The organism is Paenibacillus castaneae, from assembly GCF_002884445.1.
In the GTDB taxonomy this organism is placed as follows: Bacteria; Bacillota; Bacilli; order Paenibacillales; family Paenibacillaceae; genus Pristimantibacillus; species Pristimantibacillus castaneae.
This window is the reverse complement of record NZ_KZ614144.1, coordinates 2,651,942-2,671,207: the sequence shown is the minus strand read 5'-3', so window position 1 is coordinate 2,671,207 and position 19,266 is coordinate 2,651,942. Positions and strand designations below refer to the sequence as shown.

The following is a 19,266-nucleotide window of genomic DNA, read 5'->3' as shown; positions in this document are numbered from 1 at the left end:
ATGCCGTTCCACTATCCAAATCGTGTTCATATGTTAACAAGGAATTCCAATAGAAAGCTGCTAAAGGAGTGTTTTGCTTTGAGAATTGTACAGATATCTACCAATACGATACCCGTACCTCCACTCGACTATGGCGGTACACAGCGAGAAGTCTATTATTTGACCAAGGAATTAGTGCGACGTGGTCACAAGGTCTTTTTATTTGCGAAGAAAGGCTCCCGATCCGGTGCTACCAAAACGTTTGAATATACTACAAATAACCCTAAACAACAGCTAGCATTTATCCGAAAAAATATGCCTGGCAAAGTCGATATCATACATGATCATTACGGTATCGTGGCGAAGGCTAATCCGCCGATTCCAACCATTAGGAGTTCTCATTCAAAAGGCGTGACCGGCGTGCAAATCCCTGTATATGTAAGCAAATCCATCTTAAGAAAATACGGAAAAAGCAGAGGCTATTATGTGTATAACGGCATACGAGTCGAGGATTATATTTTCAGGAAAAAGAAAGACGGTTATCTTCTATTTCTGGGCAGAATTATCGAGCAAAAAGGCGTACATCTGGCGATAGAAGTTGCAAAAAAAACAGGCAAAAATCTCATTATTGCAGGCAATATTCAAGATATGAACTATTTCAATTCTAAGATTAAGCCTCATTTAAATAAACAGATTCGATATGTAGGACCGGTCGGTGGAAAGAGAAAATTAAATCTGCTTGCTAATGCAAGCTGCGTGCTCTTCACTTCGACTTGGGATGAGCCATTCGGTCTCGTATTGATTGAAGCATTGGCAAGCGGAACGCCTGTTCTTGGCTTCAAGAAAGGAGCTGTACCGGAGGTTTTGAAAGGTATGCCGCAGTTATTATGCAGAAATACGAAGGAAATGATAGCAAAAATTAAAACAAGAAAAAACTTTCCATCTGCCAATAGATGCCGTCAATACGTTAAAGCTAATTTTTCTGATCGTGTCCTGACAAATCGTTTTTTACAGCTGTACCGGAAAATAATAAAGGGAAAAAAATATAAAATCAAAAAAAATTCCAAATGGAATTTGAATAAGTCCTAAACGGACAAAGATGAGGAGGTCATTCGGATGGTAACCATTATCGCTTGTACGATGAGGCAAACTTATATGAATCAGGTATTCAATAATTTTGATAGGCAGACTTGGAAAAATAAAGAGATGATTATTATTTTGAATAAAAATGATATGGATATAAATATATGGAGAAAAAGAGCTAAAAAGTATCCCGGTGGAAAGGTACGAGTTTATAAGGTTCCAGAGTATTATAAACTAGGAAAATGCTTGAACTTTGCTATTGCCAAAGCAAAAGAAGGCATCATTACCAAATTCGATGATGACGACTATTATGGAGCTCATTACTTAAAGGAATCTATCAACGCGCTTAGAAGACGCAAAGCATCTATCGTTGGTAAAACTACTGCTTTCATCTATTTCGAAGAAACGAAGGCTCTCATGATATTTCGAGCAGGAGCTGAAAATAAGTACCGCCGATCCGTGAAAGGTGGAACCCTCCTTTTCAGAAAATCTTTATGGCGACGAGTGAAATTTTCTGAGAATCGGTTTGCAGGCAGCGATTCGGATTGGATTACGAGATGCGTCAGAAAAGGCGCTAAAGTTTATTCCGTTTCCAAAAAAAATTATGTGTGCATACGGAGAAAAAACGTCAACTCCCATACGCAAAAGAAAAGCACAAAAGTATATATGTCCAATTGCAAATTAGTTGCATATACAAAAAAATATAAACCGTATATTTCCTAACGCCTCACTCCTTGGCACACCTATTCTGATCATCATGATGGAGGTTTACATTAGATGTTAAACAATGCTGAAGTTGGCGTAACCATCATAACTTCGACCATTCGACCGAAGCTTGTTGAACAAGTTTTCAACAACTATGCCCGTCAGAAGTGGAAATCGAAGGAACTTATCATTATCATTAACAAGAATGACATTCAGATGAAGCGCTACGAGCAAAAGGCGAAGCAATATCAGAATGTTAGAATTTATCGCATGGATGAACAAAAAAATCTTGGCGAATGCCTAAACTTTGGTGTTTCTCAAGCCAAATACGATTACATTGCCAAATTCGACGATGATGATTATTATTCGCCTAATTATATACTTGAATCCATGCATCTATTTACTCATTCGAAAGCAGACGTCGTCGGCAAACGAACCTGTTATTTCTATTTTCCTCATCGATCCACCCTGCTGCTGCGCAGAACCTCCGTCCCTCCATACAGCCCTTGTGTCCGAATAGCGGGAGGAACAATTATGTTTCACAAAAGGGTATTTCACCACGTTCGGTTCTCGACTCAGGTCTATCAAGGCTCTGATGTCCGATTCGTTAATGCATGCCTCAAAAAAGGTTATCATGTATATACAACATCGTCCTATAATTTCGTTGGCATTAGAAGGGCAAACCGCAAATCGCATACTTGGAAAGTTTCTGATAAAAAATTGCTGTCTACAAAAAATGCGAAAATTATTCACACTACCAACTTCAAGAAGCATTGCAATCGATCACCGAAGCAACTAGCATTACTGAAAGGTTATTCTAAAAGTGGGGTTTAATGAGGAGTTGAACCCAATTTAGATGAGGGCTTGATATAAATAGATTGATGTAACTTATTTGCTGTAAGGCTTGGTGTGAGACTGTTTCATTACCTTAAATCAACGAAATGTTGAAACAGTCTCTTACACAAGCTATATTATCCTCGCAAGAGTGAAACTTCTTTTTTATTCCCGATCATAAATTGAACGAAAATTTGCACCATGACGATGACCGCAAGAACATAGAATGCTTGAGGAAAGCTGCCCGAGATGTCATGAATTCTGCCGAGTAGAAACGGTCCTGCCGCTCCCAGTATATAGCCCCCGGATTGGACCATCGCTGACCACGCGTTAGCCTCGCCCGCGTTTCTTGTCTCATCGATCGGCAGCATGAGTGCTATAGGAAATAATCCACCAGTTCCGATTCCAAGAGGAATGGCTGCAAGCCATGGGCTGACTGACATATTAAGCATAAATATGCCTGCCAATTCCATGATGGAGCATCCTATCAGCCACCATAATCTATTCTTAAAACGATGTACCCCTATCGGGATTAATAAGGTAGCCGGCAAAGAGATGAGTGTCAGCATCGTCTGAATGCTTGCCGCTGTTTCTTTCGAATAACCCAAGCTTACGACAGCAGGCGCGAACCATGTGGTCACGGAATAGAAAATAGCTGACATTAAGCCAAATGAAACCATCAGCACCCATGCTCTCGATTTTTTTAGAGGTATACGCTCAGAGTTAATTGCTGTAGTTACTCCAACATTTTTTTTCTTTAATTTCGAAGTTACGACCCACCATACAGGCAAGGCTGCCACTGCGAATAATGCCCACATGCTTAAGGAGTCATTCCACTTGCCATTCAGAAGCTTCTGCAAAGGTACAGACAGCCAGACGCTCAAGGTTGCTCCAACTACCATCGCAGTGGAATAAATGCCAACCATAGTCGAAGCGTGATTAGGAAAATGACGCTTGATAAAGCCGGACAGCAGCGGACCGACAATAGCTATGCCTGTACCAGCAAGAAAAGAGGTAATTAAAAGAGCGATTGTTGTAACTGCGAACAAACGAAGAGCCGTAGCTGCTCCAATAAGCAGTATTGCTAGCGTTATAGCGCCTTCCGTACCAAATCTTCGATTCAATTTGACTGCAAGCGGCGCAAATATCCCCATACATAAAACCGGTAATGAGGTCAACAAGCTTGCAACAGAACCGCTTATGCCCAAATGATCTTGAATCGTTCCTAGAAGCGGAGGTATTGAAGTTATAGCTGGACGTAAATTCAAGGATGCCAGGATAAGCGCAATCACTAAATAGATTTTTTTCATTGTGTTTCCTTTCTGAAGTCGAGGTACATGCTGAATACTACTTTAGTAGTATATAAGCTGAAGGATAATTGAACAATGCTATTATTTCTATTATAATGATTGAAAATTTCAATGATTGGGAAGTGCTTGCATGGAAATCCGACAATTAGAAAATTTTATAGTTGTATGTAAGGAGCTGCATTTCACAAGAGCGGCTGAAATAATCGGTATCGCACAGCCGACATTAAGCCAGCAAATTAGAGCACTGGAGAATGAATTGGATGTTCCGCTATTCGACAGAGTAGGCAAAAAAATTATGCTGACACAAGCTGGTGCGCTGCTGCTAGAGTACAGCATTAAGATGGTGAATCATCTGGAGAATGCACAAGATGCTATCGCAGAATTTCGCAGCGGACAACGGGGAACATTGGTTGTCAGCCTCTTGCCCTCCGATCTGGATTATCGGATTACGAAGCTTTTGGTCGATTTTCACGCTGAATTTCCAAAAGTTAAATTGAAAATGATCTCTTCCATCGACGTTCTGAAGCAGGTACTGGAGAACGAGGTGGACATTGGTATTGAACTGACTTCTACTCCCGACGAACGGCTCGTTCAAATTCCTTTATCCAGAGAAGAATACGTACTGGTCGTCTCGAAAGACCATATGTGGGCCGATCGTGAATCGATCTCAATTAGCGACTTGCAGCATATTCAAACCGTTATGTATCCAGAAGGCTTTACAGGAAGAAATTTAATCGATAATTGGTGCCGCAAGTACGGATTTACTTTAGACCCCATAATGGAAACCGCTTCAGCGACTTCCATTATCAGATTGGTAAAAGCGAATATCGGAGGAACCATACAGCCTTATGCGCTAATTGAAGCGATGAATGAACCATCCCTTCATTGTATCCGAATTGCAGACGATGCGCCTTTCAGAAGCTTTGAAATCGTTTATCGTGCAGACCGATTTCTTGGACATGCTGCCCAAGCATTCATTCGCCAAACGATTGATTATTTCAGCTGAGGCATCACCATAAAGTAATCATAATGTTGGCTGTTTATTATAACGCAATTCGGACTCTGCTATGCGATGATCGCTCCATATACTTTCATATAATGACCTCAATAGTTTCACCGGATGCCAGCTCAATTCGCTGCCATGTGATGGAGGCACATGATTCAAGCAAAGTAGAAGCTGCTTGCTCTTCATCCTCCGCCAACAGCTTAACCTTCGCTGGAAAAGAAGTTGGATTAGACACTTTCAATATGCGGATGCCTTCTTCCGTTACATTCATGCTGCACATCACTCCATCAATCACGCTTACTTGGTTTTTCGTCTTATTCACATAAATACCTGGGAGCTCCGCGTAAGACAGCATAAGTGAAACCTCGCACCAGCATGAATAGGGAATCACTTCCCCTACATACGCTTTGCCCTCCCAATCGCTCATATTGACACGCTCGCTCATGTATCCTGGCGGCATGTCATGACCGTCCCAGCCTCTAATCGGACGATCCTGTCGGGATAAATATTGCGGCAGATTACCAGCGATTTCCTGCAGGAGATCCATATAAAGTTTATTGCCTGTTGCCCGGTAGAGCTTGAATAACGAATCGCCAGACAATGTGCAAATACCAGGCGCGCTATGCTTATTCTGTACATTTGCGATAACGGACCCCTTCGTGCGGATTCCCAGCCTGTCAAAGGTCGAACCCGCTGGGAACCTAAAGTTATAGGAGACGCACCATGTCATAGCTTGTAGAGCTGCTTCCTCAGCCCTCTTGATCCACAGCCTGTCGCCGGTTGTTTCATAGAGAACAATATAGGACTCAAGCAGCGCGAACGCGGATTCGCTGTCTGGGCACTGTAGAATTTCCCCTGGTCCCCCAGTTGTTACTCCTTTCCGTGTAAATTGTTCATAATATTCGTTAGCGGATAGTTCAGCTGTTTTCTTATATATATCATCTTCGAAATAGCGCCCGCATAGGGCAAGTCCCGCAGGAGCTATGGCTGCACCCGCAGAGCCGCCGATAACAATTTCACCTGTCCTGCTATGAACCCATTGGCCGAATTGTCCATTCATGCGCCACAGCTTGACGAAGGCGTCTGCTAGTCGCTTTGTGCCTTCCAGCCATCGCTCAGGGATAGTAAATGTCGGACGAATGGTAACCAATGCAATTAGATGCTTCATTATAAAATACAAGGCATCCGCGCTTTTGCGTAAAATATGCCATTGCTCTGGATACAAACGGTCCGGATCGTCATTGAACTCGTCGCCGTACCATTTCCCCTTATAGCATACGCCGTGAAAAAAGCCTGATTCCGTTTGACTGCTAAATATGAAATGAAGGGTATCGATTGCTCTTGCAATCGACAATTCGCTTCCCTCAAGCAGCAGTGCATAGCTCGACATGCCGCCTCCCACCCAGCCAATCTGCCAATCCTGATGCTTCATATCTATTGTTCCGACCGCATAATAGCCAAGCTCATCGTTCCAATTCATAGCATTATATTTCATTTCTTGAATATCCCATGCCGCGGAGAAAGGCAAGCTCGATGCTGTACCTTCTTGTTTCTGTCCTTGTTGGCGCACGACTGCGAAGTGATCGTAAAGCTCTTGTATGCTCGCACAAGGAAAACGGTAGATGCGGCTTCTGATCCGTACCGAGTCTCCAGGCAAGAAATCATGTCCGTTGTCAGTACTGGGAACTCTAGTCGTAGCCATCTCATATTTAAAGTGCGGTCTAACTCCCGGTGCTTGGAAGGAAATTTGTGCGGAGCTTCTATCCACACTTTCTGCCATATGCATCGAGCTGTCGCCAAGCTCCGTCGACTGATCCGTGACAAACAGCCAACCCATTGCAGCCTGCTCATCTACGATTCCAATTGCAGGAGTTGACGCATCACCAGTTAATAAGTGAAAAGCGGAATGCAAATTCCGATCTACAGATAAACGCGGAACATCCGTAATAAGCGTTGGCACTTCAGGTACATGATCATTAAGCTTGCTCCAGCATGGAGCATAAGGCAGCTCGCGTACGCCGAATCGATTGCCTGCGTATACTGCGCCTGGTACGAGCACATAATTCCTCTCCGACCAGTTGTCGAGCTCGAATGATAACGCTGCAGTTGATTGCATCGAGCAGCCATCTGATCGGAAATCAACTATTAATTCCATCCCCTCTTCACTGTCTACAACCCCACTGCTAATCGCTTTCACAGTCCATCTAATTTCATTATCCAAGACTACGTGTCCTTCTGAGCTATCCTCATTCCAAATGACCTGACAGCTCTCAATAGGCTCTGCACCTTGGTACTTCTTAACGTAACCTTCAAGCCTGACTCCCGCTTCCTTTAACCATAATATTTGCTTAGACATACCTCCACTCTCTCCTCTCATGCTGAAATGTTTTCCCTTTTATCGCTTAACCGCAGAACTAACTCGACTCGTACAATACTAATCGAAGGTTACGTTAACATGGGAACAGCGGGCAGTCTACTGTGAAAAAAACGATTAAGTGTACTTTATTTGAAAGCACTTGCATCCCTCTAGAGATCAGTTTTATAACTATAATGTACAGTTTTCTGCTCATCGTAATTTAGAGGAGGTTTTCATCATGAATACGGTTTATTATGTTGCATCGAACGGGAGCGACCAAAATCATGGCAGTGAGCAAGCTCCGTTCCGTACACTTCATAGGGCACAACAAGAAGTACGCAAACAAATCGAGGCTGGCATGAGTCAAGATGTAAACGTATTTGTGCGCGGCGGCATTTACGAACTCGATTCCGCTCTGCGTTTCGACTATAGAGATTCTGGAAGAGACGGATTTCAAGTCCACTATAGCAGCTTCCCTGGCGAACATGCAGCTATCATAGGAGGAACGCGAATTACAAATTGGTCTCCATATAAAGGAAAGGTATGGAAAGCGAAGCTGAATGATAAATTGAAATTTCATACACTTTATGCGAATGGAACAAGAATTAAACAAGCTCGAATGCCTGCTACCGGCTACTATGAGACGGATGATCCTCATTCCAATCTGGAAGACAAGACCATGCAGCACGGAATCCACATTCGAGAGGAAAACTTTCCTCAGCATAGCAGCCTAACAGGTACACAGGTATTCGTTTGGCCGGGGAAAGGTGAATGGAATTGGTTCTCGGAGACGAAGCAAGTCGCCGCTGTCGATCCTGAGAAACGGTTTTTGCATTTCGAAAGCCCTTCCACATGGCCAATTGAAGCAGGGTCCCGTTTCTTTATGCAAGGCTCGCTCCACTTTCTCCAGTCTCCTGGTCAGTTCTATTTGGACACATTCGAAAGCATTGTCTATTATTGGCCTGCAGAAGAGTGCGTTAATCCAAATGATCAAATTATTATCGCACCTCAATTAGGTCGATTGCTGGATATTAACGGCTTGAACCCGCAACAGCCCGTACAAAACTTATGTATTTCGAACCTATCGCTTGCTTGTACCGATTTTTCGCGGGAATACCGGATGATGGAGGATAACGTTGAACAGGCCGAGCACCGTGAAGGCCTTATTTATATCAACCATGCAGCCCACATTCGAATAGAATCCTGTATGATTCAGCAATCTGGCAGCTGCGGCATCTACCTCGATCATTATGCCAAACATATTTCAATCGACAGCAATGATATTCGAAATTTCGGCTACATTGGCATCAGCTTGAACGGTTTCGCCCCTGGGGCAGGCCCATTCACAAATCCGGCTGCATCCTACACAAACTGCCATAATCGCATAATAAATAATCGCATCCAGCATGGAGGTGAATTGGTTGGCCACGGCTGCGGCATCTTGCTTTATCAGAGCGGGAACAACGAAATCTCTAACAATTGCATCGCAAATATGCCGCGCTACGGTATATCCTTGAAGGGATTGCGCCATAAGGCAATGCCTGAAGAACTCTATGGCATTCCTGTAACTTGGGATAACCATTGGGATTTCCTGCACAGCAGAAATAATCGGATAGCTTTTAACGATATCTCAGAGGTTATGACGGACAGTCAGGACGGAGGACTGATCGAGGCTTGGGGCGTCGGAAGGGGCAACGTTATTCATGGCAATGATCTACACGACAGCGGCATCCATTTCTCCTTCGGCTTCGGCATTTATTTGGATGATGCAGCCGATGATTTTACCGTTACGAGCAACATCATACGAAATTTATACAGCACGGGAGAAGGCGAGCTGTGGATGCTCATTTTCTCAAAGGGAATTGGCAACCGGATCAAAAACAATCTGCTTGTATCCAATCCCCATGCAATCGCAGCGATTGGCTCGCAGGAAATGGCGGACGAAGAGAATAAACATATCGATATTGCATGTAATATCATTTACAATTCAGGTTATCTATATTATTTTGTTAACTATAGCGATGAACGCTTTAGTGCTGCCGACAGCAATTTATATTGGAGAAACGGTGAGCCCTGCAAGGTTGCGGGACAACTCCCTCTAACTTCCAATGTTGAAGACCCGCTTGATAGACGCGAATACGACTGGGAGCAGTGGCGAATGCTTTTGAATGGCAAATACGATGGGAAAACGCTTCATGCGGACCCGTTATTCTTCCATGCTGAGGATGGAGATTACCGTCTTCAACCGGAATCGCCTGCTTACCGATTAGGCTGGATCGACATCGAATTCTCAAAGATCGGCCCGAAATAAACAGACATAAGAACGGGGGGCTTGGATCGGATGAAAGTATTCGGATTTTATAAATCCAAAAAATATTTGCAGCGAGTCATGTTCTCCATCATGGCTTCAATGGTGATTGTGCTTATCGCTTCTTCGGTATCAAATACTTATATTCTTGAGAGATCTGTTAAGAGCATCCAAGAGGAATCCAACCTTAAGGTACTCTCGCAAATTCAATACAATCTGTCCTATATGAATGATATCATCACAAGATTATCTAATTTCGTCTTTCGCGATCATTTTCTTATCCCTTTAATGTTTAATGATGATTTACCCAAAATGGATTTAATTCGCGGCCATCGGCAAATGTCTAATATTATGGAAAGCTCCTCCTTCCTGCACTCGATGGTTATCTATAATAAATCGCAATCCGAGCTGCATGGAACAAGCAGCAGCCTGCTGCTCGACGGCGGCGTTACGAAGGAGAAGATAAGAAGCGTACTGATGGATCCAAGCCACCCTCAGCCTACCAATCGCCTCATTCCGATGAGTCTTGAGGAGAACGACGGTCGTATCGATACGTTCGCCTTTATCGTAACAGATTCTTTGAAACCGTTTACAGGCAGCCAATCCGCTATTATTTTGTTCATCAAGTCTGATTGGGTATTCGACAGCTTAAGGAAAATGAACGTAGCCAGCAACCGAGATCAGGGCGAGATTTACATTCAAACGCAGAATGGTCAATTATTGTCCTCCAATCCGAACGCTCCTTATATGGCTGATCGTGATCAAGCCCATATTCAACAACTCGTCTCGGCCGATAAATCAGTAGACCAGCATACGTCCGGCTTCGTAATCGATCAACTATCCAGAGAGAAGGAAATGGTTACTTATATGGACGACGGGCTTGGTGCTTGGACCATCCTCTATATTCAGTCCTACGATAAGCTGATGGAAGAGATAACCCAAACGCGCAATCAATCACTGCTGCTCTCTGGTCTATTCCTGCTTCTTGCTGTTGGTGTATCCATTTGGTTGTCCTACAAGCTGTACAATCCGATAGAGATTATGCTTAAGCGGATCAGGCCGCATCTTTCCGATGATCGGCAAAATAATACTGGCTCTGTCGATGAGCTTGGCATCATGAGCGATACTTACATGAAGCTTTCAGAGAAACTTAACGAAATCAGCTCCGAGCAAATCGTAAGCAAATATTATATCCGAAGGTTTCTAACTGACAGCCAGCTTTTCTCGCATCTCGATATGCAGCATCTCATCGAGAAGCATGAACTGAATATATCTGTCAGAGATGAGCTGCTTGTCTGTGTCATGAAGATTGATAACTATGCTGCCTATGATAACAACATTACGGGCTCTTCCAAAAAGCTATACAATTTCGCAATCGTAAATATCTCTCAGGAGATTATGCGCAGACACTACCCTTGCGAGGTTGTGGAGATCAGGGGTGATCATATCGTGCTCATCCTGTCGCGAAATGCGTATGACCAGAACGGGCTGTTCGAGCAGGTTGCTCCGCTGCTTAGCGAGATTCAAGACACGATTGAGCGCTATTACAGCATTTCCCTCTCCTGCGGTATTAGCGATGTGATCTCACAGTACCCTTTCCTATCGACTGCATACACACAAGCGCTTCGCTTAAGCCAGTACATGATCGTGAAAGGACATAAAGCCATCATTAGGTCGGACGATATTAAAGAAAATTTAGCCAGCAAGCAAATGTCGCTGCCTGACTCCATTGAGCGGAAGCTTGTCGAAGCGCTCAAGAAAGGCCAGCTTACCAATGTCGGAACTGAATTGGAAAAGGCTTTCTCTCTTATAGCAGGCTTTAATTATGACGACATGATTCGTACGGTATCCAATTTGGCGTGGATTATTAAGAGTGCTGCGAGTGATATTAGCGAAAATCGAATAGTCGCCTTCACAGTTGATATCGATTATATTCATCAGATTGCTCAGGAGAAGGAAACACTGGAGGAGATGTACCTCTCTCTCTTGTCGCTTTGCGCCAAAATTTGCGAGGGACAGCGGCCGTCCAATATGGAACGGAATGAAATGATGCTGGAGACCGTCAAAGAGCTGATCGAGCAGAAATTCCCGGATATTAATCTCAGCCAGCAATCTATCGCGATGACCGTGAAGCTATCCTCTGCGTATATCGGCAAGCTGTTCAAAGAAAATTATAAAATGTCCATTACAGAATATATGAATGAAGTTAGACTGAATCATGCCCAAGCGCTGCTGGTGCAGGACAATTATACGATTGCAGAAATTATGGATAAATGCGGTTATGCTAACCAAAGCTACTTTTTCCGTTTATTCAAAGGAAAAGTGGGCAGCACACCCAAGGAATATCGTATGAAAAAATCGATATCTTAAGACTTCTTATAGTCCATTACAGGCCCTTCATTCACTGCTTTCAGTGAGTGAAGGGCTTCTCTTATGCCCCTCATTTGCAAATTTTCATAAAATCGAATATTTTACACTCGCAAATTACAGTGATTCGCAAAACCTATTCTATTCATCGCCATTGCTTCATGGCATGATGGGCATCAGAACAGGAACGCTTCAGATGGAGGAGATCATAAGTGGCCGAAACAGAACTCGATGCACCAGTCATGAAGGCGGAGAAACAGCCGCCAGCACCAAGATGGCTAAGCAAGGAATGGAAGCATTTGAACAAAAATCGAGAATTGCTGCTGCTCGCTATGCCAGGCATATTATTCAAATTCGTCATCGCCTACATCCCTATGATCGGGCTAATATTAGCTTACAAGTATTTCAGGTATGACCAAGGCATCTTCGGCAGCAAATGGGTCGGCTTTAACAACTTTGAATTTCTTTTCAAAGCGCAGGATGCCATCCGGATTATCCGCAATACTTTGCTTTACAATATTAGCTACATTGTACTTGGCACTGTCGCTGCCCTGCTGCTTGCACTCCTGCTCAATGAGCTGAACGGGCGATTAATTAAGATTTACCAAACAACGATGTTTTTGCCTTACTTTATCTCCTTTGTGCTTGTGGGCTATATTACGAACGCCTTCCTCGATCATAAGGGCGGGTACCTCAATACAATCATCGGTTGGTTCGGATTCGAGCCGCATAAGTGGTACCTGGAGACAACCCCGTGGATCTTTATCCTGCCGCTTGTCGCTTTATGGAAAGGAATTGGCTTCTCTACCCTCGTCTATTACGCAGGCATTACCGGGATCAACACGGATTATTATGAGGCTGCAAGGCTGGATGGCGCTTCCCGCATTCAAATGATGTGGCGCATTACACTTCCACTCCTAAAGCCGCTTGTCATTATTTTGTTCATTCTAGGACTCGGCAATATATTCAGGGGTGACTTCGGATTGCATTATTTTGTGCCGAACAATGTGGGACCAAACTTCCCGACGACGGACATTATCGATACGTATGTTTATCGTGCGCTGACGAAATTGGGTGACATTAATTCCGCGGCAGCAGTCGGTTTCCTTCAATCGGTGGTTGGGCTCATTACCGTTGTATCCGCTAACTTTCTTGTACGCAGAGCTGATAAGGATAATGCACTGTTTTAAAATGGAGGAGTTCTTTTATGCCAAATACAAAAGGGTTTAACCTCATGAACGGCTTCATCAACATTTTCTTAGCTGTCTTGTGCATCATGATCGCACTGCCATTCGTCCTCGTTGTCATTATTTCTCTGACCTCCGAGAACAGCCTTGTACAGAACGGCTATCAATTCATGCCAAAGGAATGGAGCTGGGAAGCCTACCGCATCGTATTCCAGAAGCCCGACCCGCTGCTTAAGGGTTATCTAGTAACTATACTTATCACTGTTGTCGGTACTGTCATATCACTTTTGCTGACCGCTATGACAGCCTATCCAATCTCTCGAAAGGACTTCCGCTATAACAGACCCATAACCTTCTATATTTTCTTCACCATGCTTTTTAACGGAGGGCTTATTCCGTTCTACATCATGATGACGCAATACTTGCATTTGAAAAACTCCCTAATCGCCATAATTATTCCGACGCTGCTCAGTCCCTTCAACATCATGATCATGAAAGGCTTCATGGACAAAATTTCGAAGGAAATCATTGAATCAGCAAAGGTAGACGGTGCGAAGGAATTCCGGATCTTCTTTGGCATTATTTTGCCGCTATCCACTCCCGCACTTGCCACACTTGGCTTATTCATCGCCTTTGGCTACTGGAATGAATGGTTCTATGCTCTGCTGTTTATCGACAATGACAAATACATCCCGCTTCAGCTTCTGCTTGTCCGCATCTTGTCCCAAATTGAGTTTCTGGCAAATTCCCCGCTTGCCCAAGTGGCTGATAAATTGGCGTATGCGAATTTTCCGACCTTGTCCGTTAGGATGGCGATGGCCATTCTTGCAGGCGGACCGATGCTGATTATATTTCCTTTCTTCCAGAAATATTTCGTGAAGGGTATTACAGTAGGTTCCTTGAAAGGTTAAGGAGCGACTATTGTGCCATATACAAAACAAATGATAAATGGAGGGTTCTAAATTGAAAAAAACAAAAGCATCCCTACTGGTCCAATGGTTTGCACTCGTTTTATGTTTTACGATCATCGCGGCATGCTCGAACAAAGGCAATACCCCTAACGCTACAGATGCGCCAAGCAATGCCGGCGAGAAAACGCCAGACACAGCTGCTACCGATGCACCTAAGCTGCCTGAAGTAAAGCTCACCTTCATCTATCCCGTTTCCTCTAATCCCGGACCGGATCAGAAGCTTGTCAACGAAGAGATCAACAAATACTTGAAAGAAAAAATTAATGCAACCGTCGAACTGAAACCGCTCACCTTCGACGAATACGAACCCAAGCTTAATGCTATGCTGGCCGCAGGCGAAAACTTTGACCTAGCTTGGAGCTCGAAGGGCTGGCTCGGTAATTATCAACCGTATATTGATAGAGGAGCTTATTTGGAAATTACAGATGACATGATCAGTAAGTATGCACCTGAGGCTCGCGCCAATATACCCGATAAATTTTGGCCGGATATGCTCGCGGTTGACGGCAAAGTGTACGGCTTTCCGATCTATCAGGTAGCTGCAAAAACGAAAAGTCTAGTCATTCAAAAGCGTTTCGTTGAAAAATATAATTTGGATATTAACACGATCCAATCCTACAAGGACATTGAGCCGTTCATGAAGACGCTGAAAGAAAATGAGCCAGACATCATTCCACTCGGTCTCGCACAAAACTCATGGGGCTTGTACACGGATCGTACGAAGGTTGGGGAAGGATTGGTCCTTAGCTACAAAAAGGATGATCCATCGCTTAAATATATTGGAAACCTGCAAATGCTAGACGAGAAAAAGGAATATTACGATACAATGCGCAGCTGGTACCAAGCCGGTTATATTAATGATGATGCTCCTATCATACAGAACATTAACGATCTGAAGAGCAAGGGCAATGTTGCAGTCGCATTGGAGTTTACATCCAAGCCCGGCGGAGAAGTAGGTGAAACAACGGTTAACGGCGGCAATGAAGTCGTGTATGCTCCAATATCCGACAGTTACTTCACAGGTATTGCAGGCGCAATGCACGTCATTAACAAAAGCTCCAAAAATCCGGAGCGCACTTTGATGCTGATCAATCTGCTCAACACAGACACCTATCTTTACAACTTGATCTGTAATGGTATTGAAGGAAAGCATTATAACAAAACCGACGATAAATTCATCGAGCCTATTAAAGATTCGGGTTATGCTCCGAACGGCGATTGGGTGTTTGGCAATCAGTTTAATGCTTATCTGAAGCCCGGCCAAGCTGCAGATACATGGGAAAGAACTATCGAGCTGAACGACAGCGCTATCGTCCCTGCTACAAGCGGCTTCGGTGTGAACGAAGAGAACATTAAAGCCGAGATTGCTAATATTACGGCAATAAACAACGAGTACCAAGTCGCTCTAGAGTCAGGCTCCGTTGATCCTGCCAAGGAGCTTCCGAAATATCGGGAAAAAATGGTCGCTTCCGGACAAGAGAAAATTGAGAAGGAAGTCGAGGCGCAGTGGGATAAGTTCAAGCAAGAGAAAGGTCTAGTGAAGTAACAGATGCTTTAACAATAAGGATGGGCTGTGCCTCAAGTGGATTTTTCTACTAGCGGCACAGCCTTTTATTGTTTTTAAATAACGAATTGTCAAGCTAAGTGCGACACCTCTTCCATGAAGGCTTCGTGAGCCGACCTCCACCCAAGGCATTTACGAGGACGGTTGTTAATCAAGCGAATGGCACCGGGAGTTACTCATCGGTAACGGAAGTGAAGTCATGCTCTTTCAATCTTGAGGCATGACCAGCCCTCGATGCAGCGTTTCTAGTTGTGCTCGTTCAATTATGTTAAGAAGGGAGTAGCTCATATTGGTTTCTCATGTACAAATGGGTGGTGTGGTAACTTCCATTTTACACGAAGCCTGCATGATCCCTTTTGTTTTTCTAGGTGTCGCACTTCATATTACAATTCGACTTATCAAAAAAAAAAACCATCCCGAAGGATGGTAAGCTGTTACATTTAAGATTTACTAGTTACTTTTCGAACTTGAGGAGCTACTTCAGAGGCTAACAGTTCAATGCCTTCCATTACTTTTTTAAATGGTAAACCGCCGATGTCAAGCTGGGCAATAAATCGTTTATGACCAAACATCTCGTGTTGGCTAACAATTTTCTCAACAATTTGCTGTGGGCTGCCAACAAACAAAGCCGTATCAGGACTTGTCATATGCTCAAATTCGGTAATCGATATTTTCCTGCTGCTCATTCCACGTTGACTATTCACATAAGACCAATAATTAGAATAATAAGGATAAAATTCATTTTTTGCTTGCTGCGTTGTTTTCGCGACATAAGTGTGCCCAGTTACACTAACGTTTAGATCATCCGAAGAATGACCTGCCTCAGCACCAGCCTTTCGATAAATATTAACCAAAGGCAAAAAACGTTTTGGATCGCCACCTAAAATAGCCAGTGCCATGCCAACTCCCATTTTTCCAGCGCGTGCTGCACTCTCTGGCGTGCCGCCAACGCCAACCCAGACAGGCAGCTCGCTTTGAATTGGACGAGGTGCAATCTCAGCATTTTTTATAGATGAGCGGAAACGGCCATTCCATGAGAGTGTCTCATTCACGTTTAATTGCAGGAGCAAATCTAGATGTTCAGAAAATAAAGCATCATAGTCATTAATGTCATAACCGAATAATGGGAAGGATTCTATGAAGGCCCCTCTACCCGCTATAATCTCAGCGCGTCCATCCGAAAGCAGATCCAAAGTCGCAAAATCCTCGAACAACCGAACCGGGTCAACTGTGCTTAACACCGTTGTTGCACTCGTTAGTTTAATTCTCTCTGTTTGCTGAGCAATCGCTGCTAGAATAACCGCAGGAGACGATACAGCATAGTCCAATCGGTGATGTTCACCAACTCCGAACACATCCAGTCCAGCTTCATCGGCGAATTTGGCTGCTTCAATAATTTCCTTTATGCGCTGCTTTGAACTAATCACCTGCCCCGTGTGCGGATCTTTACCTAGATCGGCAAGTGTGTAAATGCCAATTTCGATTCCTGTTTTTTCAGATTTCGCATCTAATTGCATGATATTTCATTCCCCTTTTCACAGCTGTTATAGCCCTCCAGCAGTCACAGACTTGATTAAACGTGAAGTTGAATCTGATTGCCTGAAGGATCCGCAGTGACATAGAAGCCGTTCTTCTCCTGAACGGTTGCACCGATATTTCTTAGCTGAGCAATAATACGACCTCTTGCTTCCTCATTAGGAAACACAAGTAGATATGATTCAAGCCCTACACTATTTGGAGCAGGAGGAGGGGCACCAATACCCGCCCATGTATTTAGACCGATATGATGGTGATATTTCCCGGTTGAGATGAATAGTGCTTGTGCTCCAAAACGGTTCACTACTTCAAAACCGAGTCCTTGTGTGTAAAATTGTTCGGCTTCATCCAACTGCGATACATGTAGATGGATATGACCCATAATCGTACCAGTCGGCAGTCCGTTCCACGTTTTTTCTTGCTCACTGGACAAAAGATTTCTGAAATCCAATGGATCAGTGGCCATTGCTACTTCGCCATCACTCCAACTCCAAACAGAAGGATTGCGGTCAATATAAATTTCAATTTCATTGCCATCCGGGTCCGCTAAATACAATGCTTCACTTACAAGATGGTCCGCAGATCCAATCCGCAATCCCAGTTGCACAAAGTGTCTCACAATACCCGCCAAATCAGAGCGTTCAGGCAGCAATAGTGCAAAATGATATATGCCTGTCGTACTTTTTTGCTTAGGTTTAACATGCTCGGGCTGCTCTATCGTAAGCAGTGTTTTTTTTCCATCTGCGGTTAGATCCGCTTTTGTTTCAGTTTGGCTCAGAATTTTAAATCCAATAACCTCTTGATAGAAAGAAAGTGATCGCTCCAAGTTCGAAACCTTGAGATTCACTTGGCTTACAAATGTGCTAGGCTCGCTATGAAAATTCATTTGAAATGCCTCCTCGTCCTGAAATTAATTGTCGTAAAATGTGTTTATTCAAAAAATAACCAGCTTCACGATCGCCTCAATCCTTTTTCACAATATTACTAATAACAATATATTTTATGTATCACTAATATAAAGCACTTCGATATAGCATGTCAACAAGAATATCGTTATTATTAATTTATATTTTGTATTACAAATATACCTTCGAGGTGAATTCTATATGAATATCGGCTCTACCATACGGACCATTCGTAAGCGTAAAAACATTACCATCACTCAAATATGCGAAGAAACCGGCTTATCACAAGGCTTCATGAGCCAAGTCGAAAATAACAAAACATCACCTTCTATCTCCACGTTGGAGAGCATTGCTAATGCTTTAAAGGTACCTTTGGCTTATTTGCTCCTGCGACAAGAAGAACGAATGAATATCGTCCGCAAGGAAGAACGACAGATCACGCAAAACGGGATTATGAATATAAAAGTAGAGCAATTAAGTTCTACAAAAAACGTACGTATGAGACTCGTCGAATTCCCTCCCGGCACTTCAACAGGAGATGTCCCGCATGCGCATGAGGGAGAAGAAGTTCATTTTGTTGTCAAGGGGAGAATCTACGCCGAACAGGGAGAAGATAAGGATGAATTTGGGGAAGGTGACTCTTACAGCTGGAATGCCTGCACGCCTCATTTAGTTAGAAATATAGGTGAGGACATTGCGATAGTTCTCATCTCCATTTACAACGATAGCGATCAAGGAAAGGATTTCCTGTGAATATTAAGTAATTAATATCCGGCATTTTTTTAAGGAATTCCATCGCATTCTATACCATAGTCGGCAATCAATGACCAGGTTGGAGTCTCATGTAATCATGCACTTTTTTTCTCGGGTGCCGCACTTCAAATTACATTCCATCCTAAGAAATAGATTAATACTTCAAATTAATATATATACATTGCACTATTCTAGCTATGATGATGTCTTCCATAATATGTTCCACCCGTTCTCCCGGTTAGCGCCCATCATAAGACACCTAAAAAAATCCAACCAGATAATTCTAGCTGCCCTAATAATACAAAAAAAAAGCCACCCCGAGGGGTGGCCAGCGCTCATGTTGAGGGCTAAGTTTTTGGATAGGAGTGGAGAGAAACCATACTGTACTTTTATTATATGTAT

General features: G+C 43.5%; 14 protein-coding genes and 1 pseudogene. 10 read left to right on the top strand and 5 right to left on the bottom strand.

The genetic code is table 11. The features are described 5' to 3' along the window. Nucleotides 1-78 precede the first annotated feature (78 nt). Genes CEF13_RS11600 through CEF13_RS11590 form a run of 3 tightly spaced genes read left to right on the top strand, consistent with a single transcriptional unit; the run spans nucleotide 79 to nucleotide 2,601 of the window. Nucleotides 79-1,068: a glycosyltransferase family 4 protein gene (locus CEF13_RS11600; RefSeq protein ID WP_166742834.1), complete on the top strand. Its 990-nt coding sequence runs from the start codon at nucleotides 79-81 to the stop codon at nucleotides 1,066-1,068. Between the two features lie 27 nt (nucleotides 1,069-1,095). Beyond that, a complete protein-coding gene (locus CEF13_RS11595) occupies nucleotides 1,096-1,785 on the top strand; it encodes a glycosyltransferase family 2 protein (RefSeq protein ID WP_102710827.1) in 690 nt (229 codons plus the stop codon). A 54-nt stretch (nucleotides 1,786-1,839) separates the two neighbouring features. Then, nucleotides 1,840-2,601: a glycosyltransferase family 2 protein gene (locus tag CEF13_RS11590; protein ID WP_102710826.1), complete on the top strand. Its 762-nt coding sequence runs from the start codon at nucleotides 1,840-1,842 to the stop codon at nucleotides 2,599-2,601. A gap of 137 nt (nucleotides 2,602-2,738) precedes the next feature. Here CEF13_RS11590 and CEF13_RS11585 read toward each other — a convergent pair whose 3' ends face one another. Continuing rightward, nucleotides 2,739-3,911 carry an MFS transporter gene (locus tag CEF13_RS11585; protein ID WP_102710825.1) on the bottom strand — a complete coding sequence of 391 codons (1,173 nt, stop codon included), beginning with the start codon at nucleotides 3,909-3,911 and terminating at the stop codon, nucleotides 2,739-2,741. Nucleotides 3,912-4,041: 130 nt separating this feature from the next. On the opposite strand from CEF13_RS11585, the gene CEF13_RS11580 reads away from it, so the two are divergent. Then, the gene (locus tag CEF13_RS11580) at nucleotides 4,042-4,917 is read left to right on the top strand and encodes a LysR family transcriptional regulator (protein ID WP_102710824.1); all 876 of its coding nucleotides are present in this window, start codon (nucleotides 4,042-4,044) and stop codon (nucleotides 4,915-4,917) included. 85 nt (nucleotides 4,918-5,002) lie between these two features. Here the strand turns inward: CEF13_RS11580 and CEF13_RS11575 are convergent, their stop codons facing one another. Further along, a complete protein-coding gene (locus CEF13_RS11575; protein ID WP_102710823.1) occupies nucleotides 5,003-7,273 on the bottom strand; it encodes a hypothetical protein in 2,271 nt (756 codons plus the stop codon). 238 nt (nucleotides 7,274-7,511) lie between these two features. Between CEF13_RS11575 and CEF13_RS11570 the strand changes: the two genes are divergently transcribed. From CEF13_RS11570 to CEF13_RS11550, 5 genes are all read left to right on the top strand, one after another. Beyond that, the gene (locus CEF13_RS11570; RefSeq protein WP_102710822.1) at nucleotides 7,512-9,584 is read left to right on the top strand and encodes a right-handed parallel beta-helix repeat-containing protein; all 2,073 of its coding nucleotides are present in this window, start codon (nucleotides 7,512-7,514) and stop codon (nucleotides 9,582-9,584) included. A 30-nt stretch (nucleotides 9,585-9,614) separates the two neighbouring features. Next, the gene (locus tag CEF13_RS11565; protein ID WP_102710821.1) at nucleotides 9,615-11,951 is read left to right on the top strand and encodes a helix-turn-helix domain-containing protein; all 2,337 of its coding nucleotides are present in this window, start codon (nucleotides 9,615-9,617) and stop codon (nucleotides 11,949-11,951) included. Between the two features lie 209 nt (nucleotides 11,952-12,160). After that, on the top strand, nucleotides 12,161-13,138 hold the full coding sequence (locus tag CEF13_RS11560) for an ABC transporter permease (protein ID WP_244917071.1): 978 nt from the start codon (nucleotides 12,161-12,163) through the stop codon (nucleotides 13,136-13,138). Between the two features lie 17 nt (nucleotides 13,139-13,155). Then, nucleotides 13,156-14,046 carry a carbohydrate ABC transporter permease gene (locus tag CEF13_RS11555; RefSeq protein ID WP_102710820.1) on the top strand — a complete coding sequence of 297 codons (891 nt, stop codon included), beginning with the start codon at nucleotides 13,156-13,158 and terminating at the stop codon, nucleotides 14,044-14,046. A 52-nt stretch (nucleotides 14,047-14,098) separates the two neighbouring features. Further along, nucleotides 14,099-15,652 (top strand): ABC transporter substrate-binding protein, encoded by a 1,554-nt coding sequence (locus CEF13_RS11550; protein WP_166742833.1) that lies wholly within the window; start codon nucleotides 14,099-14,101, stop codon nucleotides 15,650-15,652. A gap of 89 nt (nucleotides 15,653-15,741) precedes the next feature. Here CEF13_RS11550 and CEF13_RS29180 read toward each other — a convergent pair. The 3 genes and pseudogenes from CEF13_RS29180 to CEF13_RS11535 all read right to left on the bottom strand — a co-directional run. After that, a pseudogene (locus CEF13_RS29180) lies at nucleotides 15,742-15,878 on the bottom strand (IS30 family transposase); the annotation flags it as partial. A gap of 232 nt (nucleotides 15,879-16,110) precedes the next feature. Continuing rightward, the gene (locus CEF13_RS11540) at nucleotides 16,111-17,187 is read right to left on the bottom strand and encodes an LLM class flavin-dependent oxidoreductase (protein ID WP_102710818.1); all 1,077 of its coding nucleotides are present in this window, start codon (nucleotides 17,185-17,187) and stop codon (nucleotides 16,111-16,113) included. A 56-nt stretch (nucleotides 17,188-17,243) separates the two neighbouring features. Beyond that, on the bottom strand, nucleotides 17,244-18,092 hold the full coding sequence (locus tag CEF13_RS11535; RefSeq protein WP_102710817.1) for a VOC family protein: 849 nt from the start codon (nucleotides 18,090-18,092) through the stop codon (nucleotides 17,244-17,246). A gap of 220 nt (nucleotides 18,093-18,312) precedes the next feature. Here CEF13_RS11535 and CEF13_RS11530 point away from each other — a divergent pair, with 220 nt between their 5' ends. Beyond that, nucleotides 18,313-18,864, top strand: a complete 552-nt coding sequence (locus tag CEF13_RS11530) for a helix-turn-helix domain-containing protein (protein WP_102710816.1) — start codon at nucleotides 18,313-18,315, stop codon at nucleotides 18,862-18,864. Nucleotides 18,865-19,266: the final 402 nt, after the last annotated feature.

Bases quoted from the DNA above. Each gene is read 5' to 3' on its own strand.
- CEF13_RS11555 (WP_102710820.1), top strand. From the start codon at position 13,156: ATGCCAAATACAAAAGGGTTTAACCTCATGAACGGCTTCATCAACATT.
- CEF13_RS11535 (WP_102710817.1), bottom strand. From the start codon at position 18,092: ATGAATTTTCATAGCGAGCCTAGCACATTTGTAAGCCAAGTGAATCTC.
- CEF13_RS11590 (WP_102710826.1), top strand. From the start codon at position 1,840: ATGTTAAACAATGCTGAAGTTGGCGTAACCATCATAACTTCGACCATT.
- CEF13_RS11575 (WP_102710823.1), bottom strand. From the start codon at position 7,273: ATGTCTAAGCAAATATTATGGTTAAAGGAAGCGGGAGTCAGGCTTGAA.
- CEF13_RS11565 (WP_102710821.1), top strand. From the start codon at position 9,615: ATGAAAGTATTCGGATTTTATAAATCCAAAAAATATTTGCAGCGAGTC.
- CEF13_RS11580 (WP_102710824.1), top strand. From the start codon at position 4,042: ATGGAAATCCGACAATTAGAAAATTTTATAGTTGTATGTAAGGAGCTG.
- CEF13_RS11530 (WP_102710816.1), top strand. From the start codon at position 18,313: ATGAATATCGGCTCTACCATACGGACCATTCGTAAGCGTAAAAACATT.
- CEF13_RS11595 (WP_102710827.1), top strand. From the start codon at position 1,096: ATGGTAACCATTATCGCTTGTACGATGAGGCAAACTTATATGAATCAG.
- CEF13_RS11585 (WP_102710825.1), bottom strand. From the start codon at position 3,911: ATGAAAAAAATCTATTTAGTGATTGCGCTTATCCTGGCATCCTTGAAT.
- CEF13_RS11540 (WP_102710818.1), bottom strand. From the start codon at position 17,187: ATGCAATTAGATGCGAAATCTGAAAAAACAGGAATCGAAATTGGCATT.
- CEF13_RS11570 (WP_102710822.1), top strand. From the start codon at position 7,512: ATGAATACGGTTTATTATGTTGCATCGAACGGGAGCGACCAAAATCAT.